General features: G+C 50.4%; 20 protein-coding genes. 12 read left to right on the top strand and 8 right to left on the bottom strand.

The genetic code is table 11. The annotated features are described in order from the left end of the window. Nucleotides 1-57: 57 nt before the first annotated feature. The 5 genes from B5D63_RS12930 to B5D63_RS12910 form a co-directional block, all read right to left on the bottom strand. Entirely contained in the window at nt 58-2,571 is a 2,514-nt protein-coding gene (locus B5D63_RS12930; protein WP_078669207.1) for a bifunctional UDP-N-acetylmuramoyl-tripeptide:D-alanyl-D-alanine ligase/alanine racemase, read from the bottom strand. Nucleotides 2,572-2,656: 85 nt separating this feature from the next. Continuing rightward, a complete protein-coding gene (locus B5D63_RS12925) occupies nt 2,657-3,571 on the bottom strand; it encodes a TerC/Alx family metal homeostasis membrane protein (RefSeq protein WP_078669206.1) in 915 nt (304 codons plus the stop codon). Nucleotides 3,572-3,839: 268 nt separating this feature from the next. Continuing rightward, nucleotides 3,840-5,543 carry a gliding motility-associated ABC transporter substrate-binding protein GldG gene (gene gldG, locus B5D63_RS12920; protein WP_078669205.1) on the bottom strand — a complete coding sequence of 568 codons (1,704 nt, stop codon included), beginning with the start codon at nt 5,541-5,543 and terminating at the stop codon, nt 3,840-3,842. A gap of 10 nt (nt 5,544-5,553) precedes the next feature. Then, nucleotides 5,554-6,294, bottom strand: a complete 741-nt coding sequence (gldF, locus tag B5D63_RS12915) for a gliding motility-associated ABC transporter permease subunit GldF (protein WP_078669204.1) — start codon at nt 6,292-6,294, stop codon at nt 5,554-5,556. A gap of 69 nt (nt 6,295-6,363) precedes the next feature. After that, the gene (locus tag B5D63_RS12910) at nt 6,364-7,581 is read right to left on the bottom strand and encodes an IscS subfamily cysteine desulfurase (RefSeq protein ID WP_078670307.1); all 1,218 of its coding nucleotides are present in this window, start codon (nt 7,579-7,581) and stop codon (nt 6,364-6,366) included. Between the two features lie 112 nt (nt 7,582-7,693). Here B5D63_RS12910 and mce point away from each other — a divergent pair, with 112 nt between their 5' ends. Further along, nucleotides 7,694-8,095, top strand: a complete 402-nt coding sequence (gene mce, locus B5D63_RS12905) for a methylmalonyl-CoA epimerase (protein WP_078669203.1) — start codon at nt 7,694-7,696, stop codon at nt 8,093-8,095. A 660-nt stretch (nt 8,096-8,755) separates the two neighbouring features. Here mce and B5D63_RS12900 read toward each other — a convergent pair. Beyond that, complete coding sequence (locus B5D63_RS12900; RefSeq protein ID WP_078669202.1) at nt 8,756-10,030, bottom strand: UDP-N-acetylmuramoyl-tripeptide--D-alanyl-D-alanine ligase; 1,275 nt, start codon at nt 10,028-10,030, stop codon at nt 8,756-8,758. Between the two features lie 102 nt (nt 10,031-10,132). On the opposite strand from B5D63_RS12900, the gene B5D63_RS12895 reads away from it, so the two are divergent. From B5D63_RS12895 to apaG, 5 genes are all read left to right on the top strand, one after another. Further along, nucleotides 10,133-10,510, top strand: a complete 378-nt coding sequence (locus B5D63_RS12895; RefSeq protein WP_078669201.1) for a hypothetical protein — start codon at nt 10,133-10,135, stop codon at nt 10,508-10,510. Nucleotides 10,511-10,529: 19 nt separating this feature from the next. Further along, nucleotides 10,530-11,078 (top strand): YceI family protein, encoded by a 549-nt coding sequence (locus B5D63_RS12890; RefSeq protein WP_078670306.1) that lies wholly within the window; start codon nt 10,530-10,532, stop codon nt 11,076-11,078. A gap of 27 nt (nt 11,079-11,105) precedes the next feature. Next, entirely contained in the window at nt 11,106-12,050 is a 945-nt protein-coding gene (locus B5D63_RS12885; protein ID WP_078669200.1) for a DUF5777 family beta-barrel protein, read from the top strand. Next, nucleotides 12,038-12,364 (top strand): eCIS core domain-containing protein, encoded by a 327-nt coding sequence (locus B5D63_RS12880; RefSeq protein WP_078669199.1) that lies wholly within the window; start codon nt 12,038-12,040, stop codon nt 12,362-12,364. Before B5D63_RS12885 ends, B5D63_RS12880 begins: the two co-directional genes overlap by 13 nt. Nucleotides 12,365-12,447: 83 nt before the next feature. Beyond that, the gene (gene apaG / locus B5D63_RS12875) at nt 12,448-12,834 is read left to right on the top strand and encodes a Co2+/Mg2+ efflux protein ApaG (protein ID WP_078669198.1); all 387 of its coding nucleotides are present in this window, start codon (nt 12,448-12,450) and stop codon (nt 12,832-12,834) included. A gap of 3 nt (nt 12,835-12,837) precedes the next feature. On the opposite strand, the gene gldB is transcribed toward apaG, so the two are convergent. Continuing rightward, nucleotides 12,838-13,866, bottom strand: coding sequence for a gliding motility lipoprotein GldB (gene gldB / locus B5D63_RS12870; RefSeq protein WP_078669197.1), 1,029 nt, complete (start codon nt 13,864-13,866; stop codon nt 12,838-12,840). 139 nt (nt 13,867-14,005) lie between these two features. On the opposite strand from gldB, the gene B5D63_RS12865 reads away from it, so the two are divergent. The 6 genes from B5D63_RS12865 (at nt 14,006) to B5D63_RS12840 (ending at nt 20,162) form a co-directional block, all read left to right on the top strand. Beyond that, on the top strand, nt 14,006-14,689 hold the full coding sequence (locus tag B5D63_RS12865) for a porin family protein (RefSeq protein ID WP_159456003.1): 684 nt from the start codon (nt 14,006-14,008) through the stop codon (nt 14,687-14,689). A gap of 30 nt (nt 14,690-14,719) precedes the next feature. Then, complete coding sequence (locus tag B5D63_RS12860) at nt 14,720-16,387, top strand: NAD+ synthase (protein ID WP_078669195.1); 1,668 nt, start codon at nt 14,720-14,722, stop codon at nt 16,385-16,387. A 43-nt stretch (nt 16,388-16,430) separates the two neighbouring features. Then, nucleotides 16,431-17,702, top strand: coding sequence for a serine--tRNA ligase (serS, locus tag B5D63_RS12855; RefSeq protein ID WP_078669194.1), 1,272 nt, complete (start codon nt 16,431-16,433; stop codon nt 17,700-17,702). Nucleotides 17,703-17,769: 67 nt separating this feature from the next. After that, nucleotides 17,770-18,312: a GNAT family N-acetyltransferase gene (locus B5D63_RS12850; protein ID WP_159456002.1), complete on the top strand. Its 543-nt coding sequence runs from the start codon at nt 17,770-17,772 to the stop codon at nt 18,310-18,312. Between the two features lie 19 nt (nt 18,313-18,331). Beyond that, nucleotides 18,332-19,417: a HesA/MoeB/ThiF family protein gene (locus B5D63_RS12845; RefSeq protein WP_078669192.1), complete on the top strand. Its 1,086-nt coding sequence runs from the start codon at nt 18,332-18,334 to the stop codon at nt 19,415-19,417. Nucleotide 19,418: 1 nt separating this feature from the next. After that, nucleotides 19,419-20,162 (top strand): sulfite exporter TauE/SafE family protein, encoded by a 744-nt coding sequence (locus B5D63_RS12840; RefSeq protein WP_159456001.1) that lies wholly within the window; start codon nt 19,419-19,421, stop codon nt 20,160-20,162. Between the two features lie 100 nt (nt 20,163-20,262). Here B5D63_RS12840 and moaA read toward each other — a convergent pair whose 3' ends face one another. Beyond that, nucleotides 20,263-21,228, bottom strand: coding sequence for a GTP 3',8-cyclase MoaA (moaA, locus tag B5D63_RS12835; RefSeq protein WP_078669190.1), 966 nt, complete (start codon nt 21,226-21,228; stop codon nt 20,263-20,265). Between the last annotated feature and the right edge of the window lies 1 nt (nt 21,229).

Below are 21,229 nucleotides of genomic sequence, written 5' to 3'. Positions count from 1 at the left end.
TTAAAATTTTATCAAAAATAACAGATTATTTCAAAGTCGGAAACCTGCAATATATCATTATTCCTGAAAATATACCCTTTTCACCCGCTGTGAAATTCCTGTTAATATTTCATAGGCAATGGTATCCGCCCAGTTGGCCAATTGTTGTACGGACAGGTCCTGACCGAAGACAATCACTTCATCGCCTTCCATGATGTCCGGGATATGCGTCACGTCCAGCATCAGCATGTCCATGGCCACTGCACCGATAACAGGGGCGAGTTTGCCGCGGATGAGCATTTTGCCCACCCCGTTGCCCAGTCTGCGGGGATAACCGTCTGCATAACCGATACGTACGGTGGCGGTCACTGCCGGTGCTTTGGCTGTCCAGCGGGCGCCATAACCCACGCTGTCGCCGGTTTCCAGGCTTTTGAGCTGTGCCACGGTGGTTTTGAGGGTGCTGACATTCCGCAGCTGGTCCTGGATACCGTTGCTGTAATCGAGGCCGTACATGCCAATGCCCAGTCTTACCATGTCCAGGTGGAGGTCCGGGTGCCGGGTAATGCCCGAGCTGTTGGAGATGTGACGGATCACGGTATAACTAAGCGCTTTTTGCAGTTCATGGCTCATTTCATAGAATAAACGGCCCTGCTGCTGTGTCAGCGCATCTTTCTCAGGGTCTTCGCTGGCGGCGAGGTGACTGAAAATAGACTGTACCTTCAGCAGCTCGTTGGCGGTGAGTGCCTGTGACAGGGCTGCCATATCTTTTTTCACGAAGCCGAGGCGGTGCATACCCGTGTCCAGCTTGATATGGATCGGGAATTCGGTTTTGCCCGCGGCACTCACTTCTTCCATAAACTGCAACAGGATGCTCATGGAATAAAGTTCCGGTTCGAGGTTCCAGTGCAGAATCGAGTCAAAGCTGGCGGGCTCGGGGTTCATCACCATAATAGGCATGGTAATACCGGCACGGCGCAGTTCTACGCCTTCATCGGCATAGGCTACGGCGAGGTAGTCCACGCCATGGAACTGCAGCAGGTTGGCAATTTCAAAGCTGCCGCTGCCATAGGAAAATGCTTTCACCATGGCCATCAGCTTGGTGCCTGGCTTCAGTAAGGACTGGTACTGCTTCACGTTGTGTGCAATAGCGCTCAGGTTGATCTCCAGGATGGTCTGATGCGCTTTCTGCTCCAGCAGCTTGCCGATCCGTTCGAACTGGAAAATGCGGGAGCCTTTCACCAGGATGGTTTCATTCTCGAAATCATCGGCGTTGAACTGCTGTACATATTCATCGGTAGTGCTGAAAAACTGTGTTTTTAAGCCTTCTACCTGCTGGAAACTTTTCTTTTCCCGGCCGATGTTTTTCCCGATGGCGATCAGTTTATTAATGCTCTTTTTCTGCAGCAGGTCGGCCACTTCTTCATACAGCGTGGCGTCGCTTTTGCCGCTTTGCAGGATATCGCTCAGGATCACGGTGCGGGTGGAGTGCTGCTGTTGCTGCTGGAGAAAATCGAGCGCAATGGTCAGCGAACCGAGGTCGAGGTTGTATGCGTCGTTGATCACAGAGCTGTTATTGATGCCCTGTTTCAGTTCCAGCCGCATAGCGATGTTGCTGAGCAGGTCCATCCGCTGCTGGATCACTTCCTGTTCCTTGCCGAGATACAGCATGAGAGCCCAGCAGTGAATGGCATTTTCGATGGAGCCTTCATCTACAAAAGGAATATTGATGTGCAGTGTTTCCTGTTTGTACAGCGCTTCAATACGGGTCTGGTTGTCGTTTTTCTCGATGGTAACGATACGCAGGTCGGCGTCTGTTTTGCGGGACCAGGAGAATAGCTCCGGGCCGCCGCCACCGCCTTCCTGGTTTTCTTTCTTGCCTACCTGGTTGTGGAAAGACAATACGCACTCATTCAGGGCGAGGTAGTCTTTGCAATAGATAAGAATATCGCTTTTGGCGAAAAGGACCAGCTTTTCGTTGATCTTCTGCCGGATGTTGAGAAATCCTTCACTGTGGGCCTCGCCGATATTGGTGAAGATACCGATGGTAGGACGGATGATCTTTTCCAGGTTCACCATCTCGCCGGGCTGGGAAATACCGGCTTCAAAAATAGCCAGCTGGTGTTCCGGTTTCATCTGCCATACAGAGAGCGGTACGCCTATCTGGGAGTTGTAACTCTTCGGGCTGCGCACAATGTTGTAATCCTTTTCCAGCAGCTGGTACAGCCATTCTTTAACGATGGTTTTACCATTGCTGCCGGTGATACCGATGACAGGGATATGGAACTGCTGCCGGTGGAATGCCACCAGCGTATGCAGGGCCTGCAGCGTATCTTTTACCAGGATGATGTTGGCTTTAGGATATTTTTCCAAAGGCACGGGCTCACTTACAATGAAATTGCTAACCCCTTTGCGGTACAGCTCTTCCATGTATTGGTGAGCATTGCGCCGGGGGCTAACAAGGGGTATGAACAGGGATGTTTCCGGAAAACTCAGTTTCCGGCTGTCCAGTAACAGATGTTCAATTTCAGAAAATCCGGTCTCTTGCAACAATTCCCCTTTGAGTGTCTTGTTAATGCTTGCTGCGTTATACACTTTTATCAGATTTGAATAATCACTAACCACTGCTATGACTCCTATAGCAGCCGTTTTATTACTAGGCTTTTCTTTTTCCGGTAACTCATTTTTTCTGATGACGGAGGGAGTACCAGATAGACCCTCCCAGACAAAGAACAATCACCAACAGCGATACATATACCGGTATATGGATAAAGTAATCTGCCAGCATTTTCAGTCCTATGTATATCAATACGATGGCAATACCCTGGGGCAGATAATCGAATTTATCTACCGCCCCTCTCAACAAAAAGAACAGGGAACGTAGTCCCAGTACCGCGAATATGTTGGAGGTATATACCACAACCGGTTGTTGTGAGATGGCAAATACCGCAGGAATGGAATCCAGGGCGAAAATAATATCGGTCACGGCGAGCATCACGACTACTACAGATAACGTCGTCAGGTACACCTTATTATTTTTGCGGACCACAAATTTTCCATGTGCCTCTTCATGCGTCACCCGCAGGTACTTGTTCATAAACCGGTAAGCCACATTTTCTTCCGGCTTAAACTCATCGTCCGCTTTCGCGGTAAACATTTTATAACCGGTGTACAACAGAAATGCCCCAAAAAGGTACAATATCCAGTGAAACCGGGCGATCAGCACCACACCCACACTGATGAAAATAGCCCGGAAGACCAACGCCATCAGGATACCTATCAATAATACACGCGAGTAATGCTCTTCCTTTATCTTAAAGAAACTGAAAATGAGAATAAACACAAAAATATTGTCCATCGAAAGTGATTTCTCCATGAGATAAGCACTCATGAAGTTGATGGCTGTTTCTGCACCATCTTCAAACCACATAAATCCAAAGAACATCACGGCCAGGCCCACCCAGAAAATACTCTGCCATAGCGCAGTTCTTAACGTTGTTTTGGTGTTTTTTTTACTGAATAAGCCTAAATCAAAAACTAAAGCCAGGACTATCACAATACTAAAAATGAGATATGTCCACTGGATAGGTGTCATGAAACGCACGCTTTTTGTGAAGGGCAAAGATAGGTATTTCTACACGCAAAGGCGCATAAGCACGCAAAGAGCGCGAAGATATGCACGCAAAAGCGCCATGCCACCTGATACTAAAAATGCATATAAAAAAGTTAAAAACGGATGACGCTGGTCATCTGTTATATGTATGGGTTATTACGCTAATATTAAACCAGGTGTTTTGGGTCATTCTTCTCCGCTTCTTTCTCCGCTTCTTAGCGCCCTCTGCTCCCTTTTTCCCTTTGCGTGCCTACTCCGCGAACTTACGCTGGCGCACAAACTGGAATACCATCGCAAAAAGCAACACCAGCCCTATCGGGACCAGGAAGCAGATCACCTGCCATTTTGTTTTTTCTTTTTTAATTTTTTCGGCGTCCAGCAAACGGAGGGTCAACTCCTTGTTCCGGCTTTCCATGATACCGCTCTTACCGCTCAGGTATTCGAGACAGTTAAGGAAAAATTCTTTATTGGCAAAGGCAAAGCCCGGGTTAAATTCATTGATGCCCATCTGCAAAGGCCCGTCTTTACGGGATACGGCGTTGGCGATAAGATCGCCGTCACTGACGATGATCATCTTATTGGCGGTATTGGCTGTCTCCCGGAAAGGCCTGCCGCTCGCCTGCTGAATAGCCGCCATGGTGGCCTGGTCCAGCCGGTTGCGGAACAGCGAGGTGAAATGCCCTTCCAGCAATACGGCTGCAGGAATATGATGCTCACGGTACTCCCGGACATTGGGTTTGGTTTTTACAATATCCCAGCTCACCTGCGCCGGTATGCGTACACGGCGGCTGCTGCGGGAAGTGGTGAGCAAAATGGTTTTTTTCACGCCTTCCGCTTTTACGGTGTCGAGAGAACTGACAAAGCGGCTCAATACCATATCCATATTTTTTACAATAGGATGTGCTCCTGTGGGCGTCAGCATGGGAAAATACGGGAACGGCACCGGCTGTATCTGCGGGCGGTTGCCCACATTGCCTACCACCAGCGGCACAATATCACATTGCAGGTCCTGTACCAGGTCCTGGTTGATGCGCACACCGTAGCGGAACAACAGGTCTTCCAGGTTCAATCCCCGGTCGAAGGCGAGAAACCCGGACCGCTGATGCAGACTGTCCATGGCGGCGTTGGTTTCATCGAGGCACCAGAACACTTTTCCGCCATTCATCACATACTGGTCGATCTTCAATTTATCCTGATCGCTGAAAGCCGCTGCAGGCTTGGCAAACAGGATGATGTCAAAATCGTGCGGAATCACCGGAACAGATTGCAGTGTGAGCGTGTCCAACCCATAGCCGGCTTGCAGTGTGGTGAGCGCATCGTATACTTCTACGCCCAGCGATTCGCCATGGCCCAGCATATAGCCTACCAGCGGCTTTTTCTCTTCCTGCAGTTTGCTGATGGCATTGGCGAACTGGTACTCCAGCAGAGCTTCGGAGTTGGTCATGGTTTGCATCGGGTCCTGGCCGCCCTGATTTTTCAGCAGGTTAACGCCGATGGTTTTCCCCTTGTAATGCACCAGGGCGCCGGGAAAGATGAGCTTTTCGGAGTAACTGTCGTTCGCGTCTTCCTGTACTTTCATGTTAAACGGCATGATGCCCTGTGCAGTGAGCTCGCCGAAAAACTTCATGCGGGCGGAGTCAGAAAGGCCCTGGCCTGGATTGATGAAAGTAAAGCGGATATTTTGTTTGCCGTATTCGCGGAATTCCTCCAGCAGCTCCTGTGTGGACTGGGCCAGCTGTTTAAAGGACGCCGGATAGTCCCCTTTGAGGAACACTTCTATATCTACCGGGCTGTTGAGCTGTCGCAGCAGCTGTTTGGTGCTGCCGGTGAGCGTATATCTTTTCTCCGCAGTCAGGTCCCATCTGCCGTGGAAGTAGGCCGCGGCAATGTTTACGCCAATCAGTACGAGGATAATAACCAACGCCTGCTGTAGATATTTTTTTCGTTTAGCCATACTGTTTATGTTAACCGTTCTGCCAGAGTTTTCTTTGCAGGGATAATTTGGTGAGATACAGCATCAGGCCGATAACGCTGATGAAGTAGATGATATCGCGGCTGTCGATGACCCCGCGGCTGACAGCTGTGTAGTGGAACCGGATGCCGGCCATCTGCAGATAGTAGTCAGCCCCGCCGCTGAGAGCAGGGATTTTACTGAGCGCATCGAAGCCATTGTAAAAGATATAGCAGGTGAAAACGGCGATCAGGAAGGCGATCATGGCGTTGGCTGTCAGGGAAGACGCCCACAGGCCGATAGCGGTGAAAACGGCGCCCAGCAGGAACAGGCCGGTATAGGCGCCCAGCATGCCGCCGTTATCGAGTTGCTGCGGATTTACGCTCAGCTGCCGCACGGCGATATAATATACCACGGTTGGTATCAGGGAGATGCCTACAATGAGCAGGCTGCCCCAGAATTTCCCCATCACGATCTGCCACCAGCTGAGCGGCTTGGTGCTTAGCAGTTCCATCGTACCGGTTTTGAATTCATCGGCAAAACAGCGCATGGTGATGGCGGGTATCAGCAACAGATAGATCAGCGGAGCAAGGTCGAACAGCGGGTCCAGGTTGGCGTAACCGGTGTCGAGCAGGCTGGTATCGGGGAATACGAAGAGGAACAGGCCGTTTGCCAGTAAAAACAGCACGATGGCCACATAGCCGGTGACGCTGCTGAAAAACTGGTTGATCTCTTTCTTAAAGATGGCAAGCATGGACAGTTTTGTAAGGATTAGGATACATAAAAATACAAATATATAAGATTATGGTTGCCGGCAAGAAAATCATGGATGTGCCCAGGAAGCGCTATCGGCGAGGTGCCCTTCCCGGTACATTTCCCAGAGCGGGCTTACTGCCCGTAGCTGTTGAACGGTACTGGTAACGGTACGGATAGCATACTCGATCTGTTCATCCGTGGTGAACCGGCCCAGCGCGAAGCGCAGGGAGGCATGGGCGAGGTCGTCGCCGATACCGAGGGCTTTCAGCACGTAGCTGGGCTCCATAGAGGCCGCCGTGCAGGCGGAGCCGGAAGAAAGTGCAATTGTTTTATTAAATCCCATCAGTAAGGTAGTGCCTTCTATATATTTAAAGGAAATATTCATCACATGCGGCAGCCGATGTTCTACAGAACCATTCACATAAGCATGTTCTATTTGTAATAACGCTTCCTGGAGGCGATTTCGCATGAGCGATAATCTTTTTGCGTCGGCGGCCATTTCCTGTTGGGCGATCTCGCAGGCCTTGCCCAGTCCCACGATACCGGGCACGTTGAGCGTGCCGGAGCGCATACCTCTTTCATGGCCGCCGCCGTCCATCTGCGCGGTGAGCTTCACCCGGGGATCGCGGCGCCGTACGTAGAGAGCCCCTACCCCTTTGGGCCCGTACATTTTATGGGCGCTGAGGGTAAGCAGGTCAATGTGGTCGCTGAGTACGTTGACAGGTATTTTACCCGCCGCTTGGGAAGCATCACAGAGATAGATGACACCGTGCTTTTTGGCGATAGCGCCTATGGCCTGCACCGGGTTGATGACGCCGGTTTCATTGTTGGCGTACATAAAAGCGAGAAGGATGGTCTGCGGGGTGATAGCAGCTTCCAGGGCCGCCAGGTCGGGAAGGCCGTCACTGTTCACCGGCAGGTAAGTTACTAAGGCCCCTTTTCTCTCCAGGTGCTTACACGTGTCGAGCACCGCTTTGTGCTCTGTCTGACAGGTGATAATATGATTGCCTTTGGCGGTATAGGTTTCGAACACGCCCTTGATGGCGAGGTTGACGGCCTCTGTGGCGCCGGAGGTAAATACAATTTCCTGTGGTTGCGCTCCTATCAGCCGGGCTACCTGTTCGCGGGCCTGGTCTACCGCCGCTTCTGCCGCCCAGCCAAAAGCATGGCTACGGCTCGCCGCATTGCCAAACATGCTGCTGAAATATGGCAGCATGGTCTCCAGCACCCGCGGGTCGCAGGGGGTGCTGGCATTATTGTCCAGGTAAACAGGCAGCTCTAACATATTCTCTTTATTTTTTATATCATCTCCCAAACAATCCAAATCTACGACATAAGTTCTATTTTTACCGGGTTAGGCAAGCGGCCATTTATCATACCGACAAAAGAATTTTTTCATGTTAAAAGTAGAACATATTGGGATTGCGGTGACATCCCTGGACGTGTCTGTTCCGTTATTTGAGAAACTATTAAATACTCCTTGTTATAAAAAGGAGGAGGTTGTTAGTGAACAGGTGCTGACAGCGTTTTTCCGGCAAGGGGAAACCAAGATTGAATTACTGGAGGCTACCGGCCCTGACAGTGCCATTGCTAAATTTTTGGCTAAAAAGGGAGAAGGCATGCATCACATCGCTTTTGAAGTGGCGGATATCTACGCGGAGATGGGCAGATTACAGCAGGAAGGGTTTGTTTTACTACAGGAAACACCTAAAAAAGGGGCTGATAATAAGCTGATTTGTTTTCTGCACCCTAAAAATACGAACGGAGTTTTGATTGAAATTTGTCAAGATATCAAATAACGAATTAGTTAGACATAATGAATTTTAATAATTAAATTTATTTTAATTTTTTTTCCATTTTAGCAATCCAAAGAGATCCTGTGATACGTAGATAAATAGAGCGACCTCGAAAGGGATCCCAAAAACCAAAATCAGAGAGAATAATTGCCCAAAAATTTTTCAGTTTTTTTGAACAAATATATTTTCTGATATGTTATCTCAATAAAAGACAATCAAAAACAAAAATTAAAAAGACAGATCCTTATAAACTCAAGATATTATAAAGCTTGATTTTTATAGTTAATATAAACATTAAGCTTTCACGATTACTCTAAAGTTGGCATAGGTTATGAACACCTGCGGGTTTTTTAGCTTGCAGGTCTTTTTTTTTTAGCTAACTCCACACCTCTTCCATTTCGTTTCTTCAGCATTTTTAAAGAAACAAAGTATCAAAAAGGGCGGATAGTCTATAGGATACCTAAGATGGCAATGAAAGCAGCTGATAAGATCAGTTCGCATTAACTACATGTATCATCACTGCATTACTGGTTTACTATCGTTGTTGCTGGTACCTGATGCGTTTAGAATTCAGTGTACCTATGGTCCGCATATATGCGTTTAGGGTATTAAACGCGTTTGTTTTCAAAATATTGTAACGAAACTGTGATGGCCATCATCGTTTCACAGTACTTTTTCCATACCTGTACTGCGGGAGCCTTTAATGAGTATGTGCGTGTCCCGGAACTGTTGCTGCTGCAGCCATTTGGCAGCTTCGGCAGAACTGTCGAGGTAGATGTACGGATGATTAACCTTCTTGAAATCACCGCCTACCAATACAACTGCTTCCCAGTGGTGGCGTTGCAGTTGCTCCACCAGTGCTTCATGTTCTTTAACGCTGTCAGCACCCAGCTCCATCATGGCGCCGAGCATCAGTACTTTCTTCGGCGCTTCGATGCCGAGGAAGTTGTCGATGGCGGCTTTCATGCTGGAAGGGTTGGCGTTATAGGCGTCCATGATGATTGTGTTGGTGCCTTGTTGCATCACCTGCGAGCGGTTGTTGGACGGCGTATAGGCGGCGATGGCCGGACCGATTTTTTCTGCCGGCACATTAAAGTGGCTGGCTACGGCCACGGCGGCCATTACGTTCGGGAAGTTGTAAGCGCCGGTGAGCCTGGTTTGTATAAAACCGATGTTATGGTTGTTGACCTGTACGCCCAGCAAAGCCTTATCGGCTGCGGGAGTACCGGTATAATCGGCTTCTTTGCTGCCATAGGTCACCACGTGTGGAATGCCTTTGCTCATTTCGAGAAGATAAGGATAATCGTTGCAAACGAACACGGTGCCGTTGTTGTCGCGCAGATAGTCGTACAGTTCCCCTTTGGCGATGCGTACGCCTTCTTCGCTGCCGAAGCCTTCCAGGTGGGCTTTCCCGATATTGGTGATGATGCCGTGGGTGGGCAACGCGATTTTGCAGTAACCCGCAATTTCTTTCTGATGGTTGGCGCCCATTTCAATCACTGCAATTTGCACGTCCGGTCTGATGGCCAGGATGGTCAGCGGCACGCCGATGTGGTTGTTGAGATTGCCGACGGTGGCGTATGTTTTGAAGCCGGCCGACAGGGCGGCGTTCACCAATTCTTTCGTAGTGGTTTTACCGTTAGTGCCGGTAATTGCCAGAAAAGGAATATTTAATTGTTTCCGGTGCCACAGGGCCAGCGCCTGTAACGTCTCCAACACATTGTCTACCAGCGCCATTTTATCCGGCTGCGTATAATAGGCGGCTTCGTCCACAACGGCGAAGGCGGCGCCCATCTCCAGCGCTTTAGCGGCAAATTCGTTGCCGTTGAAATTATCTCCTTTCAGGGCAAAGAAAATATCATTCGGTTGCAACTTGCGGGTGTCTGTCTGAATGCTGAAATGCTGCAGATAGATATGATAGATTTGTTCTATGGTCACGGGTGGAATATTTTCTGCAAAATAACAACTAAATCCAAATAGTATAACCCTGGCAACCCATTCACTGCATCTTTCGTATCAGATACAGGTTAATAAGCTATTATGAAAAAGAAAACCCATCTTTTGTTAGCGGGATGTATCCTGCTGGCAGCCTGTAAAAATGAACAGGCGCCGGCACCGGTGATCCCGAACGAGGGCCTTGACTGTAAAGTAGCCCGTATTGTCACCAGTTATGCCGAACAAGCCGTCCAGGCCAACTGTACCTCCCGCGGATGCCATACCGGCAATATCCCGCGGGGCCGCGCTGACTTCTCTTCCCCGGATAAGCTGAAGGCCTACATTACAGCTTCCCGGGCAGTTTTTGTACAACGGGTCACCAGTGCACAGGCAGATATGCCACCCTCACGGTTCCCCGCATTGTCGAAAGGTATGAAGGACTCCATCGCCTGTTGGATAGAACATGGTATGCCTGATCAGTAAACCCAAATCTTTTTTGCTCATGAAAAACCTGTTCCTTCTTTTCTCCATGGTGATCATCACCAGTGCGGTATCAGCGCAGGACGTTTTCTCCTGTAAGAATACCCGGTTCTCTTTCTTCTCTTCGGCGCCGCTGGAAGATATAGAGGCTAAAACCGACAAAGGCGTGTCTGCCATCAATGTAAAAACCGGCGCTATTTATTTTAAAGTGCCCATCGCCTCTTTCCAGTTCAGGAAAAAGCTGATGCAGGACCATTTCAACCAAAATTATCTGGAGAGCGACAAGTATCCGTTTGCCGAATTCAAAGGGAAAGTGCTGGAAAATGCAGACCTCAACCGCAACGGTACCTACAATGTGACCGTGGAAGGTACGCTTAACCTGCACGGGGTGGACAAACCCTATCGCGAAAAAGGCACTATCACGGTGAAAGACGGTAGTATCATGGCCGGCTCCACCTTCAACATCCATATTGCAGACCATCGCATCGATGTGCCCACCATGGTGGTGAAAAACATTGCGGAAGTGGTGGCGGTAACTGTCAACGCCGTGTATACCGTGGTAAACAGGTAATCATTGTAAAATCATTTAAACATACCCATGAAAATTATTGCTTTTCTGATGCTGTGTACCAGCATCAGCGTTTATGCGCAGGCCCGGCAGGACCTGAGCCAGCTGTTCGACTCTACAGGCCCGGCGCACCCTAAAGTGCTGTACACCTACAAAGGCACCCGTATCATTATGGGGCATTCTACAGACATGTTGCGCAAACATGAGCTGGATGTCCGCGTAGATCACCGCTTTGGCGACCTGGGCGGCGAGTTCGGCGGCGCCAAAACATTTTACGGCATCGACAACTCCACCGATATCCGTATCGGGCTGGAATATGGCATCACCGACCGGTTGATGGCAGGCATTGGCCGCTCCAAAGGCTCCGGGATACAGCATCAGCTGTTGGACCTGCTGGTGAAATACAGACTGGTGGAGCAAACGCAGGATAACTATGTGCCGGTGTCCGTAGCCGTATTGGGCACAGCAGTAATGTCGATGATGAGCTCGGAGGAAGACCCGCATCATGCGGCCTGGTTCGGCGATGCGTCCGACCGGTTGAGCTATGTGGCCCAGGGCATCGTGTCCCGTAAGTTCGGCGACAGGCTGGCTTTCTCCCTTTCGCCCACCTACGTGCACCGTAACCGCGTGGGTTACATGGACATGAACAATATGTTTGCCCTTGGCGTGGGCGGCCGGCTGAAGTTGTCCAAAAGGATAGGCATCGTGGCGGAATATTTTTACCCGTTCCGCTCCCAGGCAAGCCGGGATTACTACAAAGCGCAGGGCATCACCTTCTATAACCCGCTGGGGGTAGGACTGGAGATAGAAACCGGAGGGCACGTGTTCCACCTTAACTTCACCAATTCCAGCGCCATCCAGGAGAGCCAGTTTCTTCCCGAAACCACCACCTCGTGGTTGCAGGGCCAGTTCCGCTGGGGTTTCAATATTTCCCGTAGATTTACGTTATTCGGGAAAAAGGATTGGAAAAAATAAGATGCCGTATACACGTTGATTCAGGGCTTGCCCGCATTGCCGCCAGGGTGATGCGGGTGAAGGGAGTGGCCATGGTACTGGGACGCACCATTCATCTGCATGGAGCGTCCCGGTTGGAGTTTCTGTCCAATACTGCCTGGGTCCGGCATGAGGCTTGCCATGTGAAACAGTACAGGGAATACGGCATGATAGGTTTTCTGGTCCGGTATCTGTTCCAGTGTGCCCGGTGGGGTTATTACGACAATCCGCTGGAAGTGGCCGCCAGAAAGGCGGAAGCAGACCCGGGCATCCTTGAGGGGATAGAAATTATTTAAAAAATCGTTAAAGTGTTGCGGAAAATATAATTTTTATACCCACTGGCTTTATTTTTCTTATTTTTACGTCAAAGGTTGATTTTATGGTTAAGAAGGTAACAGAGGGAATCACTATCAGCGTGGAAACATTCTACCAGCCGGATTATTCTAATCCTATTGGAAGCGAATTCATGTTTGCTTACCGTATCACCATTGAAAACAACAATACTTTCCCCATCAAATTGCTGCGCCGCCACTGGTATATCATCGATTCCAACGGCACCCACCGCGAAGTGGAGGGAGAAGGCGTTGTAGGCGTACAGCCGTTACTGGCCCCCGGCGAGACTTATCAATACGTCTCGGGATCCAACCTCCGCACTGAAATAGGAAAGATGTACGGTACCTACCAGATGGAAAACCAACTGGATAAGAAAATCTTCGAAGTGAGGATTCCTGAATTCCAGATGGTTGTTCCTTTCAAGCTCAACTAGCCTTTACGGTCTGTACTTAGACGCCTTAAATATTTCCAGCAGATTTTTCGACTCCATCAATTGCTGTACGCTTACGTCAGCATGTTTTTCCATGTATTTGTTCACGATTTCGTAGCCCACGAAGTAGCCGATTTTTCCGGGAGAGCCTTCCGGCATGCCCTGGGTAGCCGGCGCATCGTTCATGAAGAGGTTGATCTGCTGCCAGTCTGTTGTATATAACAGGTTGTTCTGTACAAAAAACTGCCAGATCATTTTTTCATTTTCACGGCACCACTGCAGTTGCTCTTTCGTGTAGCCGAGACGGATAGAATCCGGCGTATGGGGAAGTACTTTGGACAGGAAATACTGTTGTTTGCCGGCCTCGATCATCTGCTCCAGCAGACCGCCGCTGTTACGGGGCGCGGGATACAGCTGCTGCTGCAGCACCTGCATACAATTGGTGGTGATATACTCCGGCGCAAAACGGCGGATCATATAATCAGGATAGTCCGGGATCTGGGCATATGGCGGGAAATCAGCCCCCATATACATATCCAGCCCTATCCCTAAAATAGAGTCGATCGTAATGGCACCATAATTGGCAATACCGGAAGTGAACGTAACCACTTTAGGCGCCCGGAAAGCGGGAATATAATATTGGGTATAACGAAACGCCTCTTCCAGCTCTTTTTGCAGGGTACCGGCATTAGCATACTTTTGGGACACCGCCGTTTCCAGTTGCCGGAAATCGCGGTTGGTGAGGAAAAGCCGCAGCTGACGCTGTACTTCCTTACTGCTGTCCGTAAAAGCGCCAAAGTTCATGATCTCCGAGATATAGATCGGCATGAAAAGCGGATAAGACTGATGCAGACGGGTCATCCCCGGTTGAATATCATTGGTATCGATGGTAAACAGCGCCGAGTCGAACCGCTGGATACTAACGTTCATGGGTATATGACTTACATCCGGCGCTTTATTGCCGGTGTGGCAGGCATAGAGAAACAGCGCCGCAAGGCAGCCGGTCAGCAGGGAGTATGTAGTGTTGTTTCGCATTCAGGTAAAATTATTGGAAAATTATGAATTACGAATTACGGTAAACGAATATATGGGAGATATTATTGCAGAGCGCTTATCGGCGCCATTGATGAATAAAGTAATTCAAATTCGTAATTTCATCGCTAAAATGAATCATATGAAGCGGTTTTTTTTGCTGGCATTAACATTAGGGATAGCTACAGCAGGGATGGCACAGAGCGGGTATGGTAATTTTACCCGCAAGGTACGGCTGGGTTTTAAGTTAGATCCTATGATCTCAATACTGAAACCGCTGGAATCGGGCGTTAACCGCAACAGCGCCAAAGCAGGCCTGAATTTCGGGCTGATGGCCGATTTTAACCTGAATGAAGCCGGTAACTACGCCCTGGCATCGGGTTTTAACGTGGTGTTGGGCGGCAGTAAACTGAAATATGACGCGGACAAGGGGCTGAGCGATTTTAAAGCCAACCCCTCGGAGTACAACATGAAACTCACCTATATTGAGATACCAGTGGCGCTGAAACTGAAAACGACATCGCCCGACGCGCTCAATTTCTGGGGACAGTTCGGTACCTATTTCGCGTTCCCGGTCAGCGGAAGGGCGGACGTCATCTCCCTGAATCAAACCCACGACAGGGTAAACATCCTGCGTGAAATGAACCGTATCAATATTGGTTTGCTGATCGGCGCCGGCGTGGAATATCCCCTGGGTGAAACGCTGACCGGTATTGTAGGCCTTACCTACCAGAACGGTTTCGTGGACGTGACCCGGAACGGTAAATGGAACGATGGTAAGGTAAATATGAATAGCTTTGCGCTGCGGCTGGGCGTATATTTTTAGTAACAGCCAATCTAAACTTTTTTCAAGGGTATGAAAATTATACTGGCACAACAGAATTACCATATAGGGAACTTCGAACACAATACGCAGAAGATCATCGAGGGCATAGCCGCTGCCAAAAGGCAGGGCGCTGACCTGGTGGTGTTTTCCGAACTGTGCATCTGTGGTTATCCCCCGCGCGACTTCCTCGAATTTGAAGACTTCATCCGGCAGTGTTATCACGCCATAGACGTGATCAAAGCCCATACACAGGACATCGCCGTGCTGGTGGGCTGCCCCGCCCGTAATCCTCAGCGGGAAGGCAAGGACCTGTTCAACGCCGCCTGGTTCCTCCATGAAGGCGAAGTAAAACAGGTGGTGCATAAAACCCTGCTTCCCACTTACGACGTTTTTGATGAATACCGTTACTTCGAGCCCTCCTACGAATGGAACATCATTCCGTTTAAAGGAAAGAAGCTGGCAGTGACCATCTGCGAAGATATCTGGAACCTGGGCGATAATCCGTTGTACCGTGTATGCCCCATGGACATGCTGATGGGCCAGGAACCGGATGTAATGATCAACCTGTCTGCCTCTCCGTTTGACTATGATCATGATGAAGACCGTAAAGAAATCATCCGCGCCAACGTGCTCAAATACCGGCTGCCCATGTATTACTGCAATACGGTGGGCTCCCAGACAGAGATTGTATTCGACGGCGGCTCCCTCATTTACGACGCTGCCGGCAATGTAGCGAAAGTGCTGCCTTATTTTGAAGAAGCCATGGGCGGTATGGACCTGGAAGACCTCGTGTCTAAAGGAGAAGCGCCTGCCGAAATGGTTACCTTCACGCCGCTCACGGAACTGGTATATGATCATAACATCAACCGGATATATGATGCATTGGTAATGGGCATCCGTGATTATTTCGGTAAAATGGGTTTCAAAAAGGCCATCCTGGGCTCTTCCGGCGGTATCGACAGCGCGGTGACCCTCGCCATTGCCTGCGATGCGCTGGGCAGTGAGAACGTACGCGCTGTGCTGATGCCTTCCCCTTATTCTACTGAACACTCTGTAGATGACGCCGTAGCGTTGTCCAAAAACCTGAACAACCCTTACGACATCATCCGCATCAACGATATCTACGAAAGCTTCCTGGCCACGCTGGAGCCGTATTTCCAGGGGCTGCCCTTCAATGTGGCAGAAGAAAACACCCAGTCCCGTATCCGCGGTAACCTGCTGATGGGACTGTCCAACAAATTTGGATATATCCTGCTGAATACCTCCAACAAAAGTGAGCTGTCTACCGGCTACGGCACGCTTTACGGCGATATGGCCGGTGGCCTGTCCGTACTGGGCGATGTGTACAAAATGCAGGTATACGCCCTTGCACGGTATATCAACCGGGACAAAGAGATCATCCCGGTAAACATCATTGACAAAGCCCCTTCTGCAGAGCTGCGCCCCAACCAAAAGGACAGCGACAGCCTGCCGGACTACGCGGTGCTGGACAGACTGCTGTACCAGTACATCGAACGCCGCCAGGGACCTAAAGAAATTATTGCTCAGGGATTTGATTCCGCTTTGGTTTCGCGGGCCTTAAAGATGGTCAACACCAATGAATACAAAAGGAATCAATTCTGCCCTATCATCCGGGTATCGTCCAAGGCCTTTGGTGTGGGCCGCAGGATACCGATAGTAGGTAAATATCTCAGCTAAATGCTATTTTTCTATCTTTGAGCAAATTTTTTAATAATACAACATGTTACAAGTACCGTTTATACGTCAAAATAAAGAACTGGTATTAGAGCGCCTCGCCTTAAAAAACTTCAAGGAACCGGGCCTGGTAGACGAAGTACTGGCACTGGACGACAAGCGTAAGCGCCTCACCCAGGAATACGATGAAACACAAGCGCAGGTCAATAGTCTCTCCAAAGAGATCGGTAAACTGATGGCACAGGGTAAAAAAGAAGAAGGTGAACAGCAACGTGCCGCCGTTAACGCCCTGAAAGAGAAACTGGGACCGGTGAACGAAGCGCTGAACGCCACTGAAAAAGCGTTGCATGATACCCTGGTAAAACTGCCCAACCTGCCTGCTGCCATCGTGCCTCCCGGCCATACGCCGGAAGAGAACGTGGAAGTGCGCCGTGGCGGCGATATCCCCACACTGGCTGCCGATGCAGTGCCTCACTGGGACCTCGCCAAAAAGTACCAGCTGATAGATTTTGAACTGGGTAATAAAATCACCGGCAGCGGATTTCCTGTTTTCCAGAAACAGGGCGCCCGCCTGCAACGCGCCATGATACAGTATTTCCTCGATTTTAACCTCGATAATGGTTATACTGAATATGCGCCGCCTTACCTGGTCAACGAAACTTCCGCTTTCGGTACCGGTCAGCTGCCCGATAAAGAAGGACAGATGTACCACGCCACGGAAGACAACTACTTCCTGATCCCCACGGCAGAAGTACCGCTGACCAACATCTACCGCGATGAAATCGTGAAAGATACAGATCTGCCGATCAGAATGACCGGTTACACCCCCTGCTTCCGCCGTGAAGCCGGCTCCTACGGAAAAGACGTACGTGGCCTCAACAGGGTACACCAGTTTGACAAAGTAGAGCTGGTACAGATTGTTCACCCGGAGAAATCTTTCGAAGCGCTGGACGAGATGGTGGCGCATGTGGAAAAGCTGCTCAACAGCCTCCAGCTGCCATACCGCATCCTGCGGTTGTGCGGTGGCGACATGAGCTTTGCTTCTGCCATCACCTACGATTTTGAAGTATACAGCGCCGCGCAGCAGAAATGGCTGGAAGTGAGCTCTGTATCTAATTTCGAGACCTACCAGACCAACCGCATGAAGATCCGTTTCAAAGAAGCCAACGGTAAGCCGCAGCTGACACATTCCCTGAATGGCAGCTCTTTGGCGCTGCCCCGTATCATGGCTTGCGTGCTGGAAAACAACCAGACCGAAGCAGGTATCCAATTGCCGGCCGTACTGCATCGTTATTTCGGAGCAGACAAGATCGCATAAATACAATCAGCTTTTGATGATAAAGAGCAGCCCTAAACCGGCTGCTTTTTTTTATTTTCGTACTATTATGAGACACTTTTTGCCGAACGGAGCAGAACTGATCATCCGGCCGCCTGTGATAGAAGACGCGCTCGGGCTGCTGCGTAATTTTCAACGGATGACGCAGGAAACGGATTTCCTGTTGTTCACCCCCGGAGAAGCGCTTGAAATGAGCGAAAAGTCAGAAGAGGATTTTATTAAAACTTACCTGAAGAATCCCGATCAGCTGATGCTGGTGGCTATTGCCAACGATACGCTGGTAGGGTCCATTACTGTCAACCACAGCGGATACCATAAAAGAGGCCATACGGTCGAAATGGGTATCGCCGTAGAACGGGCCTGGAGCAGCCTGGGCATAGGCCGCCGGCTGATGACCGCTATGCTGCGATGGGCTGAGGAGCATCAAAAAATACAGCTGATATACCTGCAGGTGTTTGCGTCCAACGATAAGGCCATACATCTTTACCGTAACTTCGGTTTTCTCGAGTGCGGCCGCCTGCCTTATGGCATACAGCAGAAAGACGGACAATTTACAGACCTGGTGACCATGTACCGCCGGGTGAAACCATGATCTCAAAAGACGATTTGTTATGCAACGATATGACCGGCAGACAAGACTGGAAGGCTTCGGCCCGGAGAAACAACGTTTATTACAGGCCGCTTCCGTGCTGGTGATTGGCGCCGGGGGCCTTGGCGTTCCTGTATTACAGTATCTAACGGCCATGGGTATAGGGAAAATAGGTATCGTAGAGCACGACACCGTATCAGTGACCAACCTGCAACGGCAGGTGCTGTACCGTACGGCCGATCAGGGAGAATCCAAGCTGGCGCTGGCCGCCGCCCGCCTCCGGCAGCTCAACCCGGAAGTAACGATTGTACCGCACGATACCTGGCTTACAACAGACAATGCGTTGGAAATCATCGGTGCTTACGACGTGGTGGTAGACTGCTCCGATAATTTCGGTACCCGTTACCTTGTGAACGATGCCTGTGTAATTACCGGCAAACCACTGGTATACGGCGCCATTTATAAATACGAAGGACAACTGAGCGTGTTTAACTACCAGGACGGCGCTACCTACCGTTGTATTTTCCCGGAAGCACCGGAGTCCGGCGAAATGCTGAACTGCAGCGAGATTGGCGTGCTGGGCGTACTGCCAGGCATCATTGGTTGTTACCAGGCCAATGAAACGGTGAAAGTGATCACGGGGATCGGCACACCGTTGAGAAATCAGTTGCTGACGATCGATACCCTGAACAATACACACCTGACTTTTAATATTACACCGGTAGCGGCCAACCAGCAGATAACGCGTTTGGCCGGCAACTACCAGCAAACTGTTTGTGAAGTGAATAATCTGCAATCTCTCTCGGTAGAGGAGCTACAGGAATGGCTGCAACAAGGGAAAGCCCTGCAGCTGCTGGATGTGAGAGAAGATGACGAATGGGAGATCTGTCATTTGCCACAGGCCATCCACATCCCTATGGGACAGGTATTGGGCCGCGTGAGCGCCTTACAGCCGGAAGCGCCGCTGGCGGTGCTCTGTCATCATGGTATGCGCAGCCGCGCGGTAGGGCAGCGTTTGGTGGAGATGGGCTTCAAACAGGTGTATAATGTTGAAGGCGGTATTCATGCCTGGGCCTGTGCCATCGATGACCAGATGCAAACTTATTAATGTGACCATAGAACTCTGTATCCTCTTTTTTGTGGTAGCGCTGGTGTATTCAGCAGCCGGCTTCGGCGGCGGCTCCAGCTACCTGGCTATCCTGGCCCTGTGGGGCATCGATTTTCAGCTCATGAAATCTACGGCGCTGCTTTGCAATGTGGCGGTGGTGGCCGGAGGTGTATACCATTTCTATAAAAGCGGCCACCTGCCGATGAAGAAGGCGCTGTTGCTGTCTTTCGTCAGCGTGCCGCTGGCTTTTGCGGGCAGCTATCTGCCGCTTAAACAGGAAACCTTTTTTCTGTTGCTTGGCATAGCCCTCACACTGGCTGCAGTGTTTATGTGCTACCGGCTCTTTTTTGAGCGAAACCAGGAAACGGAGACGCTGCGGGAAGGCAACGGCGTGCTGTACGGCTTTATCGGTGGGGCTATCGGGCTGCTCTCCGGTATGACCGGCATCGGCGGCGGTATTTACCTGGCGCCGGTACTGCGGTTGGGAAAATATGATACCGCCAAGAATGTAGCGGGACTGAGCAGTTTTTTTATCCTCGTCAATTCCATTGCCGGCCTGATGGGGCAGGCCGCTAAAAAGGTCATTGTATTCGAACCTGCTTTTGCCGGGCCGCTGTTGCTGGCGGTGATTATCGGCGGACAAATCGGTGCGCGGCTGAGCGCCCGTGTGCTGAAACCCAGGTGGGTAGCAGGTGCTACGGCAGTGCTGATTTTGTATGCCGGTGTGAGGATGCTTGTTAAATAATTACGAATTACGGATTACGAATTACGAATTGAGGGCACCTCCGTTGGAAAGGTTGCTAAGTAACCGCGCTATAAAGGAGCCCTCAATTCGTAATCCGTAATTAACCTCCGATGAGGGACATGCTTTCCAGTGCGGAGGTGTGCAGCCGTTCGGCCTCAAACCCGTTGGCGGCGCGGTGATGCAGCGCCTGCTGAATAGCGGGCAACAATTCCTCTCCAGACCGTATCAGGTCTTTTACGTTTAATACATCCAGGCCGTAGAGGCAGGTCTTCATACTACCGGTAGCGGATATACGAAGTCTATTGCAGGTGCCGCAGAAGGTGCGGCTATAGGCAGGTATTACCCCGATGTTGCCGAGGTGGCCGGGGATACTGTAGTGGAGTGCGGTGGAGTGCGGCGCATCGGGTAATTTGTGCAGGGTATATGTTTCGCGAAGCGTTTGCAGGATGGCCTCATAGTTCCAGCGGATACCTGAAAAACCATGCCCCTGGCCGTTGAACGGCATTTCTTCGATAAACCTTACGCCGATGGGCTGCTCCCGTGTGAGGGCGGCGAAACGCACCAGTTCATCGGTGTTTACCTGGTCCATCACTACCACGTTGAGCTTCACCTGCAGCTGATATGCCAGGAGGCTGTCCAGCGTTTGCATGACGGCCGCAAACTGGTCCCGGCGGGTGATCTCCTGAAAACGCGCCGGTTGAAGGGTATCGAGGCTGAGGTTAATATGGGTGATGCCCAGCGCTTTAAGCTCCGGGATATGACGATGGGTGAGTACGCCGTTGGTGGTGATGGCGATCTGCCGTACGCCAGGAATGGCTTTGATCTTTGCCAGCAGCGGCACCAGCCCCGGACGGAGAAATGGTTCTCCCCCGGTAATCCTGACTTTGGAGATGCCGGCAGCGGCCAGCGTTTCAAGCAGCGTAATAATTTCTGTATCGGTGAGCAGGGCGGACGATTTCACAAAACGCATCTGTTCCGGCATACAGTAGGTGCAGCGGAGATTACAGCGGTCTGTTACCGACAGTCTAACGTAATCGATTATACGATGATGGGCGTCCGTCAGCATG

Source organism: Chitinophaga eiseniae (assembly GCF_900167135.1).
Classification (GTDB): Bacteria; Bacteroidota; Bacteroidia; order Chitinophagales; family Chitinophagaceae; genus Chitinophaga; species Chitinophaga eiseniae.
This window is presented reverse-complemented; position numbering and strand designations above follow the sequence as displayed.